The organism is Bacillus sp. JNUCC-22, assembly GCF_018861275.1.
GTDB lineage: Bacteria > Bacillota > Bacilli > Bacillales > Bacillaceae > Bacillus > Bacillus velezensis.
The window spans coordinates 2,676,658-2,693,067 of sequence record NZ_CP076408.1 but is presented as its reverse complement, the minus strand read 5'-3'; the positions used below and the strand labels follow the sequence as shown (position 1 = coordinate 2,693,067).

The following is a 16,410-nucleotide window of genomic DNA, read 5'->3' as shown; positions in this document are numbered from 1 at the left end:
GGACAAATTATAGATTAATAAAACAATAGATTGACATGTACGAACCAATGTAATAAGCTTTTGTAAAGCGCTTACAAACTTATCCATTCAGCATACATCCCAGATACATAGATCGGCTGTAGTGCTTTCATTCTTATTAAGGGAAAGGAATGATCAAGTTTGTCTCACAATACGGCAGTCATTCAAACTGATATCACACGGGGAACCATTAATAAAAACATATACGGACATTTCGCGGAACACCTGGGAAGAGGCATATATGAGGGCATCTGGGTCGGAAAAGATTCCGATATTCCGAATACCGGCGGGGTCAGGACGGATGTCGCCGCCGCCCTCAAACAGCTTCAGATTCCCGTCCTCAGATGGCCGGGCGGCTGTTTTGCAGATGAATACCATTGGGCAAACGGCGTAGGGAAACGCAAAACCATGCTGAATACCCATTGGGGCGGGACGATTGATTCCAATGAATTCGGCACGCACGAGTTTATGATGCTTTGTGAACTGCTCGGCTGCGAACCGTACATCGCCGGAAACGTCGGCAGCGGAACGATTAAAGAAATGGCTGATTGGATTGAATACATGACGTTTGAAGCGGGCACGCCGATGTCCGACTGGAGAAAAGAAAACGGGCGGGAAAAACCGTGGAAGCTGACATATTTCGGAATAGGGAATGAGAACTGGGGCTGCGGCGGAAACATGCATCCTGAGTATTATGCCGACCTTTACAGAAACTTTCAAACCTATGTCCGCAATTACAGCGGTAATGAAATCTATAAAATTGCCGGCGGCGCGAATGTCGACGATTACCGCTGGACTGAAACTTTAATGAAAAAAGCCGCTGATCTCATGGACGGGTTGAGCCTGCATTATTACACAATACCGGGCGACTTCTGGAAGGGGAAAGGATCAGCGACGGAGTTTACGGAAGATGAATGGTTCATCACGATGAAAAAAGCGGCGCATATGGATGAATTGATCACAAGGCACAGCGCCATCATGGATCAGTACGATCCCGAAAAAAGAGTCGGGCTGATCATTGATGAATGGGGCACGTGGCTTGATCCTGAGCCAGGCACGAATCCGGGCTTTCTGTATCAGCAGAATACGATCCGCGACGCCCTTGTGGCCGCGACGCATTTTCACATTTTTCATCAGCATGCAGACCGCGTACAGATGGCCAATATCGCGCAAACCGTCAACGTGCTTCAGGCAATGATCCTGACAGAAGGGAAAGATATGCTGCTGACGCCGACGTATCATGTGTTTGATATGTTTAAGGTGCATCAGGACGCTTCTCTTTTGGCGACAGAAACAAAAGCAGCCAGGTACGAATGGAATGACGGCCGGCTCCCGCAAGTCAGCATTTCAGCGTCCAAACAGCAAAACGGAGACATACATATCAGCCTTTGCAATATCGATCATCTGCACAAAGCTGATGTGAAGATTGAACTGCGGGGCATGAAAAAGACAGGGAAGCCTTCGGGAACGATTCTTCACGCGGAAAAAATGAATGCCCACAATACATTCAGCAGTCCGGAAAACGTCAAACCGAAGCCGTTTTCCGGGTTTGCTCAAAAGGGCGGAAAACTTGAGGCGGAGCTTCCTCCGATGGCGGTTGTACTAATCACGCTGCCTGCGAATCCATCTTAAGTTTTGAACGCCTGCCGCCCGGTTATAATACACTGTATAAATAAGATTATTTCCTGCGGGTTCGGGAGAAAATAATATAAGCATTAAATTAGCATGAACGAATGGGAGATGCTATACTAAAAATCATCATTTGACAATTGGAGGAATAACAAATGGCTATCGTAAAAGCAACTGATCAATCGTTCTCAGCTGAAACAAGTGAAGGTGTCGTATTGGCTGATTTCTGGGCTCCTTGGTGCGGACCTTGTAAAATGATCGCGCCCGTTCTTGAAGAGCTTGATCAAGAAATGGGAGACAAACTGAAAATCGTCAAAATCGACGTGGATGAAAACCAAGAAACTGCCGGTAAATACGGCGTCATGAGCATCCCGACACTTCTCGTGCTAAAAGACGGAGAAGTCGTTGAAACATCTGTCGGTTTCAAACCGAAAGAAGCTCTTGAAGAGCTTGTAAACAAACATCTGTAAGCCGAAAGCTTCCGTTACGGCAGGGCGATTCCTTTAAAAGGGAATCGCCTTTTTTGATCTTCCAAAAGCTGAGAATGGAGAAAAACAAATGTTCGTGATACACTGAATGGACACGAGAAATGAATGTAAGGAAGGGTAACGTATGAATAAACAACTGAAAGAAAAACTGGCCCTCCTTCCCGATCAGCCGGGCTGTTATTTAATGAAAGACCGCCAAAAAACAGTCATCTACGTGGGGAAAGCGAAAGTCTTGAAAAACAGGGTGCGGTCTTATTTCACCGGTTCTCACGACGCAAAAACCCAACGGCTTGTGACGGAGATTGAGGACTTTGAATATATCGTGACTTCCTCCAATCTTGAAGCGCTTATTTTGGAAATGAATCTGATTAAAAAATACGATCCGAAATACAATGTCATGCTGAAAGATGATAAAACCTATCCCTTTATTAAAATCACCCATGAACGCCATCCGCGGCTGATTGTCACCCGGAATGTCAAAAAAGACAAAGGACGCTATTTCGGCCCGTATCCGAATGTGCAGGCGGCGCGGGAAACGAAAAAACTGCTGGACCGCCTTTACCCGCTCAGGAAATGCTCAAAGCTTCCGGACCGCGTCTGTCTCTATTATCATCTCGGACAATGCCTTGCCCCATGTGTAAAGGATATATCTGAGGAGACAAACCGCGAGATTGTTGAAGACATTACCCGTTTTTTAAAGGGAGGGCATAACGAAATCAAAAAAGAGCTCGAAGCGAAAATGGCAGAAGCGGCGGAAAAGCTTGAATTTGAACGGGCTAAAGAATTCCGCGACCAGCTTGCTCACATCGAATCGACGATGGAGAAGCAAAAAATGACCATGAATGACCTTCTGGACCGCGATGTGTTTGCATATGCCTACGATAAAGGCTGGATGTGCGTCCAAGTCTTTTTCATACGCCAAGGAAAACTGATTGAACGCGACGTCAGCATGTTTCCGATGTATCAGGAAGCGGATGAAGAATTTCTGACCTTCATCGGCCAGTTCTACTCTAAAAACAATCACTTTCTGCCTAAGGAAATTCTGGTGCCTGACAGTGTTGACAGGGACATGATCACCGAGCTGTTGGAAACCGCTGTGCATCAGCCGAAAAAAGGCCCGAAAAAAGAGCTGCTTTTGCTTGCGCACAAAAATGCGAAAATCGCTCTGCGGGAAAAATTCTCGTTAATCGAGCGGGATGAGGAACGGTCAATCGGTGCAGCCGAACGGCTCGGCGAAGCGCTGAATATTTATACGCCGCATCGGATTGAAGCGTTTGACAACTCCAATATTCAAGGCACAAACCCCGTATCGGCCATGATTGTCTTTATTGACGGAAAACCGAATAAAAAGGAATACCGCAAATATAAAATTAAAACCGTAACAGGGCCGGATGATTACGGCTCAATGAGGGAAGTCGTCAGAAGAAGGTACACGAGGGTGCTCCGCGAAAATCTTCCGCTGCCGGATTTAATCATCATTGACGGCGGAAAAGGGCAGATTAACGCGGCGCGCGACGTGCTGGAGAATGAGCTCGGCCTTGATGTCCCGGTAGCGGGATTGGCGAAAGATGATAAACACCGAACATCCAACCTTTTGATCGGCGACCCGCTTGAACCGGTGTTTCTGGAGCGGAACAGCCAAGAGTTTTACCTGCTTCAGCGTATTCAGGACGAAGTTCACCGTTTTGCGATCAGCTTTCACAGACAGATCCGGGGAAAAAGCGTCTTTCAATCCGTTCTGGATGATATCCCCGGAATCGGTGAAAAACGCAAAAAAATGCTCTTAAAACATTTCGGATCTGTCAAAAAGATGAAGGAAGCAAGCCTTAACGATATCAAAAAAGCGGGTGTGCCGGCCGCGGCGGCCCAGCTGCTGTTTGAAAAATTAAAAAAATAGTATTGTGCTTTTCTGAAAAATCTGCTAGAATGTGAACTAATTTCATAAGATCGTGTTATATGGTGAAGATAGAGGTGCGAACTTCATTAGTAAGCCTTTGGAGAATGATGGATTCTGCGAAAAAGGCTGAAAGGGGAGCGTCGCCGAAGTGTATCACATCCCATCGGTGTGATTTGCTGGCCTTGCATTAAATAAATGTAAGGCTGTCAAGAATTCATTTTCTTGGAGGGCTATCTCGTTGTTCATAATCAATCGTAATGATATGAAAAAGCAATGAGAGCTATTCCTCTCATTGCTTTTTTTATTGTGGACAAAACGCTCTTTTCTCCTCACCCGCACGAACCAAAATGTAAAGGGTGGTCTAGTATGGGTCTTATCGTACAAAAATTCGGAGGCACTTCCGTCGGCTCTGCCGAAAAAATTCAAAATGCCGCAAATCGCGCCATTGCTGAAAAGCAAAAAGGCCATGACGTCGTAGTCGTCGTTTCGGCAATGGGAAAATCAACCGACGCGCTCGTTAACCTCGCGGCTGAAATCACATCTGAACCAAGCAGACGCGAGATGGATATGCTTTTGTCTACGGGAGAGCAGGTCACGATTTCGCTTTTGGCCATGGCGCTTCAGGAAAAAGGATATGACGCCGTCTCTTATACGGGCTGGCAGGCGGGTGTCCGCACGGAAGCCGTTCACGGCAATGCGAGAATTACGGATATTGATATCACGGCGATTCGTTCGCAGCTTGCAGAAGGCAGGATTACAGTCGTTGCCGGTTTTCAGGGCGTAACGGAAGACGGAGGCATCACGACGCTCGGACGGGGCGGTTCCGATACGACGGCGGTCGCTCTTGCCGCAGCGCTGGAAGCGGATAAATGCGACATTTATACAGATGTTCCGGGCGTATTTACGACAGATCCGCGGTATGTCCGGTCAGCGAGAAAGCTGGCGGGAATTTCTTATGATGAAATGCTGGAGCTTGCAAATCTGGGAGCGGGTGTTCTTCACCCGCGGGCGGTTGAGTTCGCGAAAAACTACCAAGTGCCTTTAGAAGTGCGGTCAAGTACGGAACATGAAGCGGGAACATTAATTGAGGAGGAATCATCAATGGAGCAGAATTTAATCGTCAGAGGAATTGCATTTGAAGACCAGATCACGAGGGTGTCCGTTACGGGCCTGACAAGCGGACTGACTACTCTTTCAACAATCTTCACCGCGCTGGCAAAACGAAACATCAACGTTGACATTATTATTCAGACACAGTCGGACGATGGGGAAGCGGATATTTCTTTCTCAGTGAAAACGGAAGATGCCGCGCAAACGGTCGCCGTGCTTGAAGAATATAAAAACGCGCTTGACTATGAAAAAATTGAAACCGAAAGAAAACTGGCGAAAGTCTCCATTGTCGGGTCGGGCATGGTTTCAAATCCCGGCGTCGCCGCGGACATGTTTGCCGTACTGGCGGAAAAAAATGTACAAGTCAAAATGGTGAGCACATCTGAAATAAAAGTATCAGCGGTTGTCAGCGAAAATGATATGGTGAAAGCGGTCGAAGCGCTTCATGATGCGTTTGAGCTTTCTAAACAGCCGTCTGCCGTATAAACGGGCAGGCAAAAAGGCGGGACTTGGAGTCACCGCCTTTTTTCAATTATACAGGGTCCTTCATATCCCATTTTACGGTCAGGACGACTTTATCCGCTCTCTTTTTTACCTGTTCATAAGATTCTGCAATCTGATCGTTCATCAATTGAATCTGTTCGGCTATAAAACCGGCTTCAAGCTGAAAACAAGGCTCTTTCTGATGTTTGAGCCTGCTGGATACGAGCGGTCCTTCCAGTTCGAATTCCAGTTCTTGTTTTTTTGATCCTGCGTTTGTCAAAGTTCCCCAGCCGGCTTTTTCAAAAAAGGCGGGGATTTCTTCCCACGATTGAAGAGGAAATTTGCGGGCGAGGCGTTTTCCCGCCCAATACATCATGGATGAATGCTCCGGGCCGAGGATATCCGGAAGCACGATTTCCCGGATTAATTCGTAGCCGTATGCGCTGACGTCGAGTTCAGTTAAAGGTTCTAAAGCTGCTTCATAATTATTCTTCATATTATGTATTCCCCTCTCTCCTTCGTTTATTATAGCTTAAACATGGGGGAGGATTACAGGATGATCCTATAAAACACGCGAAAAAATGTGAGAAAGATATCGCAGGAAAATAAAATTTTCCCTCCAGATAATCAATTCCGAAAATTATAATTTATGTACACGTTTTCTTGACGCCCTTTTGAGGGAGGAGTAAAATGAAATTGTCAATAAATTTTAATAAAGTGCTTACAATTGAAACGAAGTGGGGGCAGAGATTTTAGTACATTTCGCACTTAAATCAAACAGGGGGTAAAGTAATGTCTGGGAACAGAGAGTTTTATTTTCGAAGATTGCATTCCTTGCTCGGTGTTATTCCGGTCGGCATCTTTTTGATCCAGCATTTAGTCGTCAACCAATTTGCCGCAAGGGGAGCGGATGCGTTTAATAAGGCGGCCGGCTTTATGGACAGTCTGCCGTTCAGGTATGCGTTAGAAATTTTTATTATTTTCTTACCTTTAATTTATCATGCGGTTTACGGTGTGTACATAGCATTTACTGCGAAAAACAACGCTGGCCACTACAGTTATTTCAGAAACTGGATGTTTGTGCTTCAGCGTGTCACTGGTATTCTCACCCTTATTTTCGTCAGCTGGCATATATGGCAGACGCGGATTGCCGCGCAGATGGGCGCTGAAGTTAACTTCGATATGATGGCGAATATTCTGAGCTCGCCGTTTATGCTCGGTTTTTACATTGTAGGCGTTTTATCGGTCATTTTCCACTTTTCAAACGGCTTATGGTCTTTTGCGGTCACATGGGGGATCACGGTCACGCCGCGTTCTCAAAGAATTTCGACTTACGTGACGCTGATTATATTTTTAGCGCTTTCATACGTAGGTTTAAAAGCGATTTTTGCGTTTGTGTAAGAGAACTAGATTACTAGAGGGAGAGGGGCTATCATGAGTCAATCAAGCATTATCGTAGTCGGCGGGGGTCTTGCCGGCCTCATGGCGACAATTAAAGCAGCGGAATCAGGCACGGCCGTTAAATTGTTTTCCATCGTTCCGGTCAAACGCTCTCACTCGGTCTGCGCGCAGGGCGGGATAAACGGAGCTGTCAACACAAAAGGGGAAGGAGACTCTCCGTTTGAGCATTTTGATGACACGGTATACGGAGGCGACTTTTTGGCAAACCAGCCTCCTGTAAAAGCGATGTGTGAAGCGGCGCCGTCCATTATCCACTTATTGGACCGCATGGGGGTTATGTTTAACAGAACGCCGGAAGGGCTCTTGGACTTCCGCCGTTTCGGGGGTACACAGCATCACAGAACCGCATACGCGGGAGCGACGACGGGTCAGCAGCTTCTTTACGCACTGGACGAGCAGGTGCGCAGATATGAAGTGGCGGGTCTCGTCACAAAATATGAAGGCTGGGAATTCCTCGGCGCCGTTCTTGACGATGAGCGCACGTGCCGCGGTATCGTAGCCCAAAATCTGACCAATATGCAAATCGAGTCATTCCGTTCTGACGCCGTTATTATGGCGACGGGAGGACCCGGAATCGTATTCGGAAAATCAACAAACAGCATGATCAACACGGGATCTGCCGCATCAATCGTTTATCAGCAGGGCGCTTATTATGCAAACGGCGAATTTATCCAAATTCACCCGACAGCAATCCCGGGGGACGATAAACTGCGTCTGATGAGTGAATCGGCGCGCGGCGAGGGCGGAAGAGTCTGGACGTACAAAGACGGAAAACCTTGGTACTTCCTTGAGGAAAAATATCCGGCTTACGGAAACCTCGTGCCGCGGGATATTGCGACACGTGAAATCTTTGACGTGTGCGTGAATCAGAAACTCGGCATCAACGGTGAAAACATGGTGTATCTCGATCTGTCGCACAAAGATCCGAAAGAGCTTGACGTTAAGCTTGGCGGCATTATCGAAATCTATGAAAAATTCATGGGCGATGACCCGCGCAAGCTTCCGATGAAAATTTTCCCTGCCGTTCACTATTCAATGGGCGGACTGTGGGTTGATTATGATCAGATGACAAGCATCCGCGGACTGTTCGCAGCGGGTGAATGTGATTATTCAATGCACGGAGGAAACCGTTTAGGGGCGAACTCTCTGCTTTCCGCCATCTACGGAGGAATGGTGGCCGGACCGAATGCGGTGAAATATGTTTCCGGACTTGAAACATCAGCGGAAGACCTGTCTTCTTCATTATTTGATTCCTATGTGAAAAAAGAAGAAGAAAAATGGGCCGATATTATGAAAATGGACGGCGACGAAAATGCCTACGTGCTTCACCGTGAGCTCGGAGAATGGATGACGGCCAACGTCACGGTGGTCCGCCACAACGACAAGCTTTTGAAAACGGATGACAAAATCCAAGAGCTGATGGAACGCTTTAAGAAAATCAATATCAACGATACGACAAAATGGAGCAACCAAGGGGCGATGTTCACCCGCCAGTTCTCCAATATGCTTCAGCTTGCCAGAGTCATCACGCTCGGCGCATATAACCGAAATGAAAGCCGGGGAGCGCACTATAAACCGGATTTCCCTGAAAGAAATGACGATGAGTGGCTCAAAACGACAATGGCTAAACATGCCGGTCCGTTTGAAGCTCCGGAATTTGAATATCAGGATGTCGATGTATCACTGATTGCGCCCCGTAAACGCGACTACTCGAAGAAGAAGGTGGCGAAATAATCATGAGTGAGAAAAAGATACGGTTTATCATTACACGTCAGGATACGCCCGAAAGCGCGCCATACGATGAAGAATTCGAAATCAATTACCGCCCGAACCTGAACGTGATTTCCGCCCTGATGGAAATCCGCAGAAATCCCGTGAATGCAAAAGGAGAGAAAACTACTCCGGTCGCATGGGACATGAACTGTCTTGAAGAAGTATGCGGCGCCTGCTCCATGGTCATCAACGGGAGACCGCGCCAGTCATGTACGGCGCTGATTGATAAGCTGGAACAGCCGATCCGTCTGAAACCGATGAAAACATTCCCGGTTGTCCGTGACCTTCAGGTTGACCGCAGCAGAATGTTTGATTCACTGAAAAAAGTGAAAGCATGGGTGCCGATTGACGGAACTTACGATTTGGGGCCGGGGCCGAGAATGCCGGAAAAACGCCGCCAGTGGGCATATGAATTGTCTAAATGCATGACATGCGGCGTCTGCCTCGAAGCCTGCCCGAACGTCAACAGCAAGTCGAAATTCATGGGGCCTGCCCCGATGTCGCAAGTTCGTCTGTTTAACGCCCATCCGACGGGCGCGATGAACAAAGCAGAACGTTTAGAAGCGTTAATGACAGACGGCGGCCTCGGAGATTGCGGGAATTCACAAAACTGTGTTCAATCCTGCCCGAAAGGCATTCCGCTTACGACTTCAATCGCCGCTTTGAACAGAGATACCAATTTACAAGCATTCCGCAATTTCTTCGGAAGCGACAGAGTATAAGAAAGAGAAAAAGAGCCTCTTCCGCACGGGAGAGGTTTTTTTATAAGGAGCTGAAGGTGATGAAACAACCGCAATATATTGATGTCCCGTTTGAAGAATGGAGACAGTCGTTTTCTTTCTTTACTGAAGTATCGGTTCGTTTTTCAGAAACGGATATGTTCGGCCATATGAATAATGTAACCCCTTTCATCTATTTTGAAGAAGCGCGGATCGCTTATTTCAAACAGCGAGGCATAACGGCGCAAAACTCGGAAACGATGACGGTCGTCGCAAGCCAGCAGTGCGACTATATGCGTCAGGTGATGCCGTATGAAAATCTGCGGATTTATGTGAAAGCAAGCGCTGCCGGAAATGCGTCCGTCACCCTTCATTACCTTGGAGAAAATGAGTCGGGCCTGCCGTGCTTTACAGGTTCCGTCGTTATGGTTCAAGTGTCGAAGAAAAGCGGCAAAGCGGTCAGCTGGACGGAGCGGGAGAAAGGCATTCTGCTCGCCTGAACGGATAACTATTTCTCTAAGAGACGTCACCTCCGAAGCGCCCTTTACATATGATATCTTGACTATATAAACCCATTCGTTTCAGATTCGCTCTCACCTTAGCAAGGAGGGTTACAATACTTGAAGGAGAAAGATTTTCAATCAAAGCCGCTGCTGACCAAAAGAGAAAGAGAAGTATTCGAATTGCTCGTTCAAGACAAGACAACAAAGGAAATTGCAAGCGAGCTATTTATCAGTGAAAAAACTGTACGGAATCACATTTCAAATGCCATGCAGAAGTTAGGTGTGAAAGGGCGTTCGCAAGCTGTTGTCGAGCTTCTTAGAATGGGTGAGCTAGAGCTCTGATTCTTGCCGGTTTTCCTTCTTTTCGAGAAGGAGCCGGTTATTTGCGTTGGCGCCCGGGCTGATGGGCATGCGGTGAAAATCCCGGTTTTTCCTTTTTCTCCGTCAGTCTTGCATTTTCTTAAAAAAAGAAGGAAAATAGACACGGAGCGCATAGCCCAGAAAGATCCTTGAGTGAGGGATGGACAAATGACATCAAAATCTGTAGAGCATGTTGCGGATATCGAAAAATCACTCCGCCATATCGCTGCGATCATTAAACAAAAAGGAAGAGAAATCCTTAACCAATATGCAATTACACCGCCGCAATTCGTGGGGCTTCAATGGCTTTATGAATTGGGGGATATGACAATAGGCGAATTATCAGGCAAAATGTATTTGGCTTGCAGCACGACGACGGATCTGATAGACCGCATGGAAAAAAATAAGCTTGTCGAGCGGGTGAAAGACCCGGCCGACAGACGGGTCGTCAGAATTCATCTTCTCGCTGAAGGAGAGCGCATTATCCAAGAAGTGATTTTGAAAAGACAGGCTTATTTGCGGGATATGTTTGCGACATTTTCCGAAGAAGAAACAGCCGCTTTCGAAAAATCATTATTGAAACTGCAGCATGAAATGAAAAGAAAATGAGGCGATTTTGTTGGAACAGCCGATAGGAGTCATTGATTCCGGGGTTGGCGGGTTAACCGTTGCTAAGGAAATCATGAGACAGCTACCGAAGGAAAATATCATCTATGTGGGAGATACAAAACGCTGCCCGTACGGCCCGCGTCCTGAAGAAGAAGTTCTTCAATACACGTGGGAAATGACCGATTACCTGCTGGAAAACCACCATATCAAAATGCTCGTAATCGCCTGCAATACGGCCACGGCCATTGCCTTGGAGGATATTCAGCGCAAAACGGATATTCCGGTTGTCGGCGTCATTCAGCCGGGTGCAAGAACGGCGATAAAGGTCACGAAAAACCAGCATATCGGCGTCATCGGCACGGTCAATACCATTAAAAGCAGAGCGTATGAGCAGGCGCTGCTCGGATTAAACGCAGAACTTCAAGTTAAGAACACGGCTTGTCCGCTGCTCGTGCCGTTTGTGGAAAGCGGACGGTTTCTTCAGGAATCAGCGGAGGAAGCGGTTGAAGCATCGCTTGAGCCTTTAAAAGGTACATCAATTGACACCTTGATTTTAGGATGTACGCATTATCCGATTTTAAAAGATCCGATTCAGAACTATATGGGAGAGCATGTGAAAATCATTTCCTCCGGAGACGAGACGGCGAGAGAAGTGAGCACCATCTTGTCTTATAAAGGTTTGTTAAACCAATCGAAACATGCACCGGAGCATCAATTTCTTACAACGGGAGAGCGGAACGGTTTCGCAAAAATTGCCGAAGACTGGTTCGGCCACGAAATCGGCCATGTCGAGTGCATCTCCCTTCAAGAGCCGGTCAGAAAATAAATCAAAAAAACCCGCTGTTTACGGCGGGTTTTTTTGCGCTTCCCGGTCTATTTCCCGGACAGGGCTCGTATACATCATAGTACAAACAGCCTTAGGAGGGAAAAGTATGCTGAAAAAAGGACCTGCAGTCATTGCTGCAACATGTCTTACTTCGGCTTTTGTGTTATCTGGATGCGGTTTGTTTCAATCCGATAAAACAGCCGGGGAAATTGACCCGCCTCAAGACATTTCATATGTAAAGGATGAAGCGGGAATTCAGGCAAAACCAAAGCAGTCAGAGAAAAACGGCACTTCTAAAGCCGACCAGCCGGCCAATACAGTCATGCGAGAGCTGTATCTGATTGATAAAAACGGCTATGTCGCAGCACAGACACTGCCTCTTCCGAACAGTGAGGGAACCGCAAAGCAGGCCCTTGAGTATTTGGTTCAGGGAGGGCCTGTGTCAGAAATCCTGCCGAACGGCTTCAGAGCGGTGCTCCCTGCGGATACGACGGTAAATGTCGATATTAAAAAAGACGGCACTGCCGTCGCTGATTTTTCGAAGGAATTTAAAAACTATAAAAAAGAAGACGAACAAAAAATCCTGCAATCGATTACATGGACGCTTACCCAATTCAGCTCAATAGATAAAGTCAAAATCAGAATCAACGGGCACGAACTGAAAGAAATGCCTGTGGGCGGCACTCCGATTACGGGCGACTTAAGCAGAAAAGACGGGATTAATATTGAAACGGCCGGAGTGAATGATCTGACAGACACCCATCCGCTGACTGTCTATTATCTGGCGGAAACAGAGACAAGCGAATACTACGTGCCTGTCACAAAGCGGATTGACAATTCGGAAACAGATGACATCACCGCTGCCGTTGAACAGCTCGCCGACGGACCGGGCAAAGCAAGCGGGCTTTTGACGGACTTTAATAACGATGTTAAGCTTCTCAGCAAGCCGAAAGTGAAAGACGGCCAGGTTACACTGGACTTTAACAGCTCCATTTACGGAAGCGCCGACGAAAAAACAAAAATGGTATCATCGGGCGTATTGGACAGCATCGTTCTCACGTTAACCGAACAGCCGTCGATTAAAAGTGTTTCTATAAAAGTAAACGGAAAATCAGAACTGGTGAATGAAAAAGGAGAATCCCTTTCAAAACCTGTTTCGAGGCCGTCACAAGTGAATACGGGTAGTTTTTAATTTGCGATTTTTGATATACTAGTAAAAAAGAGGTTAGCGTTCCGGCTGCCTCTTTCTTTATTCACAATCCGGAACAAAAGGTTTATGTACATATAATCGGAGGTAAAATATGAGACACGACGGAAGACAGCACGATGAGCTGCGCCCTATCACATTTGATTTGGATTTTATCACTCACCCGGAAGGCTCTGTTTTAATTACAGCGGGAAATACGAAGGTCATCTGTAATGCATCTGTGGAAGACCGGGTGCCGCCATTTTTACGCGGCGGAGGAAAAGGCTGGATCACAGCGGAATACAGCATGCTTCCCCGCGCGACGAATCAAAGAACGATAAGAGAATCTTCAAAAGGAAAGGTCTCCGGCAGAACGATGGAAATTCAGCGGCTGATCGGGCGCGCGCTCCGGGCCGTCGTTGATTTGGAGAAGCTTGGCGAACGCACGATCTGGATCGACTGTGACGTCATTCAAGCTGACGGCGGAACAAGAACGGCTTCCATTACCGGCGCCTTCTTGGCAATGGCCATTGCGATCGGCAAACTCGTAAAAAGCGGCGTTATCAAAACCTCTCCTGTGACAGATTATCTCGCGGCCATTTCTGTCGGGATGGATAAAGAAGAAGGCCTTCTTTTGGATCTGAATTATGAAGAGGATTCGGCGGCTGAAGTCGACATGAATATTATCATGACGGGAAGCGGACGTTTTGTAGAGCTTCAAGGGACGGGCGAAGAAGCCACATTCTCCCGTGAAGATTTAAACGGACTGTTAAGTCTTGCCGAAAAAGGAATCCAGACGCTTATTCAAAAGCAAAAAGAAGTGCTGGGAGAAACATTGCCTGAACTGAAATAAGAAAGAGAGGCCTGATCACCGTGAAAGAAGCCATTATTGCGACACACAATCAGGGAAAAGTGAAAGAATTCAAGGAAATACTCGAACCGAAAGGCTACAGCGTCTCTTCTTTGGCGGAAATCGGATTTACGGAAGAAATTGAAGAAACCGGACATACCTTTGAAGAAAACGCCATCTTAAAAGCGGAAGCCGTGGCAAAAGCCGTCAACAAAATGGTCATTGCAGACGACTCCGGTTTATCGGTGGACAACCTTGGAGGCAGACCGGGCGTTTATTCAGCCCGTTATGCCGGAGAAGCAAAAGATGATAAGGCGAATATGGACAAGGTGCTGTCAGAATTAAAAGGCATCGAAAAAGAGCAGCGCACGGCCCGTTTCCGCTGCGCCCTTGCCGTCAGCATGCCGGGGCAGGAAACAAAAACGGTCGAAGGTCATGTTGAAGGGTATATTGCGGAAGGACCCGAAGGAGATAACGGGTTCGGCTATGATCCCATTTTTATTGTGAAAGATAAAGATAAAACCATGGCCCAGCTGACAAGCGCTGAGAAAAACAAAATCAGCCACAGGGCTGAGGCGCTCAAGAAACTGTCAAAGCTGCTTGATTCATAAGGGGGAGCGTATGCAATGAAAGTGCTGATAATAAGTGACAGTCACGGCCTTGAAGACGAGCTGGAGACGATTGCAAAGCGGCACGAAGACGAAGCGGATCTGATGATTCATTGCGGTGATTCAGAGCTTGACGCCGCACATCCGGCGCTTACGCCATATCACACGGTAAAAGGCAATTGCGACTTTGGCGGCGGGTTTCAGGATGAGCTCCTTCTGGACGCCGGTTCAAAGAAAATTCTGGCCGTTCACGGGCATCTTCACGGCATTAAACAGTCACTTTTAACTGTTTTTTACCGGGCGGAAGAGCTTGGGGCGGATATCGTCTGCTTCGGCCATTCACATATTGCCGGGAGTGAAGTGCTTCGGGGCAAGCTTTTGATTAATCCGGGCAGCATCCGTCTTCCGAGAGTCCGCAATGTGAAAAGCTATGCCATTCTTACCCTTACAGAAAGAGAAGGCGCCGTGACATTTTACGACGAAACGGGTCGGGAATTGAAGGACTTGGGGAATACAATCAGTTTTTAACAAGTGATGGGGGAGATTTCATTCTTCCCCATCAAAAGTTTTTAAAAAAATATTGACTTATGATTTGAACCTGTATATAATAAATCTTGTCGCTGATACATAAAGCAAAAGCTGTCCCAGTAGCTCAGCTGGATAGAGCAACGGCCTTCTAAGCCGTCGGTCGGGAGTTCGAATCTCTCCTGGGACGTACAAAAAAGAGCTGGTGACATCAGAGTGAAAACTGATGCCGCTGGCCTTTTTTATCGGATGACTATATTGTCAATTCGCTGATATCATGATAAAATGATCAGCAGATATTTGTTTTTCATGTCCCAGTAGCTCAGCCGGATAGAGCAACGGCCTTCTAAGCCGTCGGTCGGGAGTTCGAATCTCTCCTGGGACGTATAAAAAACCTCAAGCCCTGACAATGGGTTTGAGGTTTTTTTGTATTTTATTTTTTATTTCACGAAACAAAAGTTCCGTATTTGATGAAAATTGTAAAGTAATTTTAATATAAATGAAACTTAATGTAATATTTACCGTAATAAATATATGTATAAAGATACTTAAGGCGTCCTTGAGTGATAAATTATCTAATTTCTATCATACATTTTGTCAATAATCGATAGAAAGGCAGCGGGAGGAATTAGCTTTTGAAGTACGCATTTGCATATAAAAATCACAATATAGAAACGATCTTTTGCGGAAAAGACGAACTGTTTGAGGAACTGAAACAATTTTTAATCACTCAATGCGGTTTAATCATTGTTGAGGTTTCAAGGGCTGATTACTATACGGAGCAGGAAATGAATCAATGGAATGACCGTTATACTCTGTGAATAAGAAAAGAAACCGGCCGTGGGAGGCCGGTTTTTGTATCATCTGAATCCGCTCGGAGCGCTGAAGCCCCCGGCATGGCCGCTGAAACCGCCCCCGAGCGCGCCGGGATGCGCCCCGGCGCCGAGGCTTCCGCCGACGTCACTGAAGGATTGGCCGTAGTACCCGGTTGTATAAGGGTACGGAACGAATTGCTGCCCGGCGAATGACAGCGTGCTTTGCGGGGTCTGCTGTCCGTATCCGGATGACGGGAATCCCTGCTGAAAAGAAGGGCCGCCTTGATATGGTGCTGTATGCATCGGGGCCGGAGGATAGTAAGACTGCGGCGGTAAGACCGGTAAAGGCGGAAATCCAGGAGGCAGGCCCTGCATGCCTGATAACATCTTATTCATGACATCACTCATTTCTTACGAGATAAGAACAGTGTATGCGTATGTCTGTAGAAAGAGCCTGTTCAATCGAACGGAATATCTGACAAGCATGCCGGAAGGACAGAGAAAAATTGTGTAATAAAATGTGACATATTCGTATATGAACGGAAAAATT

18 protein-coding genes, 2 tRNA genes and 1 riboswitch are annotated in these 16,410 nt (G+C 46.9%); of the genes, 18 read left to right on the top strand and 2 right to left on the bottom strand.

Going from position 1 to position 16,410, the window contains the following annotated elements:
- The first annotated feature begins 159 nt into the window (after positions 1 to 159).
- The 4 genes from JNUCC22_RS13000 (at position 160) to JNUCC22_RS12985 (ending at position 5,628) form a co-directional block, all read left to right on the top strand.
- The gene (locus JNUCC22_RS13000) at positions 160 to 1,650 is read left to right on the top strand and encodes an alpha-N-arabinofuranosidase (RefSeq protein WP_216061782.1); all 1,491 of its coding nucleotides are present in this window, start codon (positions 160 to 162) and stop codon (positions 1,648 to 1,650) included.
- Between the two features lie 152 nt (positions 1,651 to 1,802).
- A complete protein-coding gene (gene trxA / locus JNUCC22_RS12995) occupies positions 1,803 to 2,117 on the top strand; it encodes a thioredoxin (RefSeq protein ID WP_003152560.1) in 315 nt (104 codons plus the stop codon).
- 142 nt (positions 2,118 to 2,259) lie between these two features.
- On the top strand, positions 2,260 to 4,032 hold the full coding sequence (uvrC, locus tag JNUCC22_RS12990) for an excinuclease ABC subunit UvrC (protein ID WP_216061781.1): 1,773 nt from the start codon (positions 2,260 to 2,262) through the stop codon (positions 4,030 to 4,032).
- A gap of 61 nt (positions 4,033 to 4,093) precedes the next feature.
- Positions 4,094 to 4,273, top strand: a riboswitch (Lysine riboswitch).
- Between the two features lie 125 nt (positions 4,274 to 4,398).
- Positions 4,399 to 5,628 carry an aspartate kinase gene (locus JNUCC22_RS12985; protein WP_007408127.1) on the top strand — a complete coding sequence of 410 codons (1,230 nt, stop codon included), beginning with the start codon at positions 4,399 to 4,401 and terminating at the stop codon, positions 5,626 to 5,628.
- Positions 5,629 to 5,674: 46 nt separating this feature from the next.
- On the opposite strand, the gene JNUCC22_RS12980 is transcribed toward JNUCC22_RS12985, so the two are convergent.
- A complete protein-coding gene (locus JNUCC22_RS12980) occupies positions 5,675 to 6,121 on the bottom strand; it encodes a YslB family protein (RefSeq protein WP_007612940.1) in 447 nt (148 codons plus the stop codon).
- A gap of 296 nt (positions 6,122 to 6,417) precedes the next feature.
- Here JNUCC22_RS12980 and sdhC point away from each other — a divergent pair, with 296 nt between their 5' ends.
- The 14 genes from sdhC (at position 6,418) to JNUCC22_RS12910 (ending at position 15,866) form a co-directional block, all read left to right on the top strand.
- Positions 6,418 to 7,026: a succinate dehydrogenase cytochrome B558 gene (sdhC, locus tag JNUCC22_RS12975; RefSeq protein WP_216061780.1), complete on the top strand. Its 609-nt coding sequence runs from the start codon at positions 6,418 to 6,420 to the stop codon at positions 7,024 to 7,026.
- Positions 7,027 to 7,059: 33 nt separating this feature from the next.
- Positions 7,060 to 8,820 (top strand): succinate dehydrogenase flavoprotein subunit, encoded by a 1,761-nt coding sequence (gene sdhA / locus JNUCC22_RS12970; protein ID WP_003152573.1) that lies wholly within the window; start codon positions 7,060 to 7,062, stop codon positions 8,818 to 8,820.
- 2 nt (positions 8,821 to 8,822) lie between these two features.
- Positions 8,823 to 9,581 carry a succinate dehydrogenase iron-sulfur subunit gene (gene sdhB / locus JNUCC22_RS12965; protein ID WP_003152575.1) on the top strand — a complete coding sequence of 253 codons (759 nt, stop codon included), beginning with the start codon at positions 8,823 to 8,825 and terminating at the stop codon, positions 9,579 to 9,581.
- A 59-nt stretch (positions 9,582 to 9,640) separates the two neighbouring features.
- On the top strand, positions 9,641 to 10,078 hold the full coding sequence (locus JNUCC22_RS12960) for an acyl-CoA thioesterase (RefSeq protein ID WP_007408130.1): 438 nt from the start codon (positions 9,641 to 9,643) through the stop codon (positions 10,076 to 10,078).
- Between the two features lie 120 nt (positions 10,079 to 10,198).
- The gene (gene gerE / locus JNUCC22_RS12955; RefSeq protein ID WP_003152579.1) at positions 10,199 to 10,423 is read left to right on the top strand and encodes a spore germination transcription factor GerE; all 225 of its coding nucleotides are present in this window, start codon (positions 10,199 to 10,201) and stop codon (positions 10,421 to 10,423) included.
- Between the two features lie 186 nt (positions 10,424 to 10,609).
- Positions 10,610 to 11,050, top strand: coding sequence for a MarR family winged helix-turn-helix transcriptional regulator (locus JNUCC22_RS12950; protein WP_003152580.1), 441 nt, complete (start codon positions 10,610 to 10,612; stop codon positions 11,048 to 11,050).
- 7 nt (positions 11,051 to 11,057) lie between these two features.
- Positions 11,058 to 11,876: a glutamate racemase gene (gene racE / locus JNUCC22_RS12945; protein WP_108724798.1), complete on the top strand. Its 819-nt coding sequence runs from the start codon at positions 11,058 to 11,060 to the stop codon at positions 11,874 to 11,876.
- A 106-nt stretch (positions 11,877 to 11,982) separates the two neighbouring features.
- Positions 11,983 to 13,068: a GerMN domain-containing protein gene (locus JNUCC22_RS12940; RefSeq protein ID WP_012118124.1), complete on the top strand. Its 1,086-nt coding sequence runs from the start codon at positions 11,983 to 11,985 to the stop codon at positions 13,066 to 13,068.
- A 109-nt stretch (positions 13,069 to 13,177) separates the two neighbouring features.
- A complete protein-coding gene (gene rph, locus JNUCC22_RS12935) occupies positions 13,178 to 13,915 on the top strand; it encodes a ribonuclease PH (protein WP_007612934.1) in 738 nt (245 codons plus the stop codon).
- A gap of 11 nt (positions 13,916 to 13,926) precedes the next feature.
- Positions 13,927 to 14,523 carry an XTP/dITP diphosphatase gene (locus JNUCC22_RS12930; RefSeq protein ID WP_087920775.1) on the top strand — a complete coding sequence of 199 codons (597 nt, stop codon included), beginning with the start codon at positions 13,927 to 13,929 and terminating at the stop codon, positions 14,521 to 14,523.
- 15 nt (positions 14,524 to 14,538) lie between these two features.
- Positions 14,539 to 15,048, top strand: coding sequence for a YfcE family phosphodiesterase (locus JNUCC22_RS12925; protein WP_038459402.1), 510 nt, complete (start codon positions 14,539 to 14,541; stop codon positions 15,046 to 15,048).
- Between the two features lie 113 nt (positions 15,049 to 15,161).
- Positions 15,162 to 15,235: transfer RNA gene (locus tag JNUCC22_RS12920), tRNA-Arg, on the top strand.
- A 121-nt stretch (positions 15,236 to 15,356) separates the two neighbouring features.
- A tRNA-Arg gene (locus JNUCC22_RS12915) sits at positions 15,357 to 15,430 on the top strand.
- 250 nt (positions 15,431 to 15,680) lie between these two features.
- The gene (locus JNUCC22_RS12910; RefSeq protein ID WP_007408136.1) at positions 15,681 to 15,866 is read left to right on the top strand and encodes a hypothetical protein; all 186 of its coding nucleotides are present in this window, start codon (positions 15,681 to 15,683) and stop codon (positions 15,864 to 15,866) included.
- 39 nt (positions 15,867 to 15,905) lie between these two features.
- On the opposite strand, the gene JNUCC22_RS12905 is transcribed toward JNUCC22_RS12910, so the two are convergent.
- Positions 15,906 to 16,256, bottom strand: a complete 351-nt coding sequence (locus JNUCC22_RS12905; protein ID WP_015417942.1) for a hypothetical protein — start codon at positions 16,254 to 16,256, stop codon at positions 15,906 to 15,908.
- Positions 16,257 to 16,410 lie beyond the last annotated feature (154 nt).

What these genes read in the sequence shown, in the direction of transcription:
- trxA (WP_003152560.1), top strand. Translation starts at nt 1,803, where the DNA reads ATGGCTATCGTAAAAGCAACTGATCAATCGTTCTCAGCTGAAACAAGT.
- uvrC (WP_216061781.1), top strand. Translation starts at nt 2,260, where the DNA reads ATGAATAAACAACTGAAAGAAAAACTGGCCCTCCTTCCCGATCAGCCG.
- JNUCC22_RS12985 (WP_007408127.1), top strand. Translation starts at nt 4,399, where the DNA reads ATGGGTCTTATCGTACAAAAATTCGGAGGCACTTCCGTCGGCTCTGCC.
- JNUCC22_RS12980 (WP_007612940.1), bottom strand. Translation starts at nt 6,121, where the DNA reads ATGAAGAATAATTATGAAGCAGCTTTAGAACCTTTAACTGAACTCGAC.
- sdhC (WP_216061780.1), top strand. Translation starts at nt 6,418, where the DNA reads ATGTCTGGGAACAGAGAGTTTTATTTTCGAAGATTGCATTCCTTGCTC.
- sdhA (WP_003152573.1), top strand. Translation starts at nt 7,060, where the DNA reads ATGAGTCAATCAAGCATTATCGTAGTCGGCGGGGGTCTTGCCGGCCTC.
- sdhB (WP_003152575.1), top strand. Translation starts at nt 8,823, where the DNA reads ATGAGTGAGAAAAAGATACGGTTTATCATTACACGTCAGGATACGCCC.
- JNUCC22_RS12960 (WP_007408130.1), top strand. Translation starts at nt 9,641, where the DNA reads ATGAAACAACCGCAATATATTGATGTCCCGTTTGAAGAATGGAGACAG.
- JNUCC22_RS12950 (WP_003152580.1), top strand. Translation starts at nt 10,610, where the DNA reads ATGACATCAAAATCTGTAGAGCATGTTGCGGATATCGAAAAATCACTC.
- JNUCC22_RS12940 (WP_012118124.1), top strand. Translation starts at nt 11,983, where the DNA reads ATGCTGAAAAAAGGACCTGCAGTCATTGCTGCAACATGTCTTACTTCG.
- rph (WP_007612934.1), top strand. Translation starts at nt 13,178, where the DNA reads ATGAGACACGACGGAAGACAGCACGATGAGCTGCGCCCTATCACATTT.
- JNUCC22_RS12925 (WP_038459402.1), top strand. Translation starts at nt 14,539, where the DNA reads ATGAAAGTGCTGATAATAAGTGACAGTCACGGCCTTGAAGACGAGCTG.
- JNUCC22_RS12905 (WP_015417942.1), bottom strand. Translation starts at nt 16,256, where the DNA reads ATGAATAAGATGTTATCAGGCATGCAGGGCCTGCCTCCTGGATTTCCG.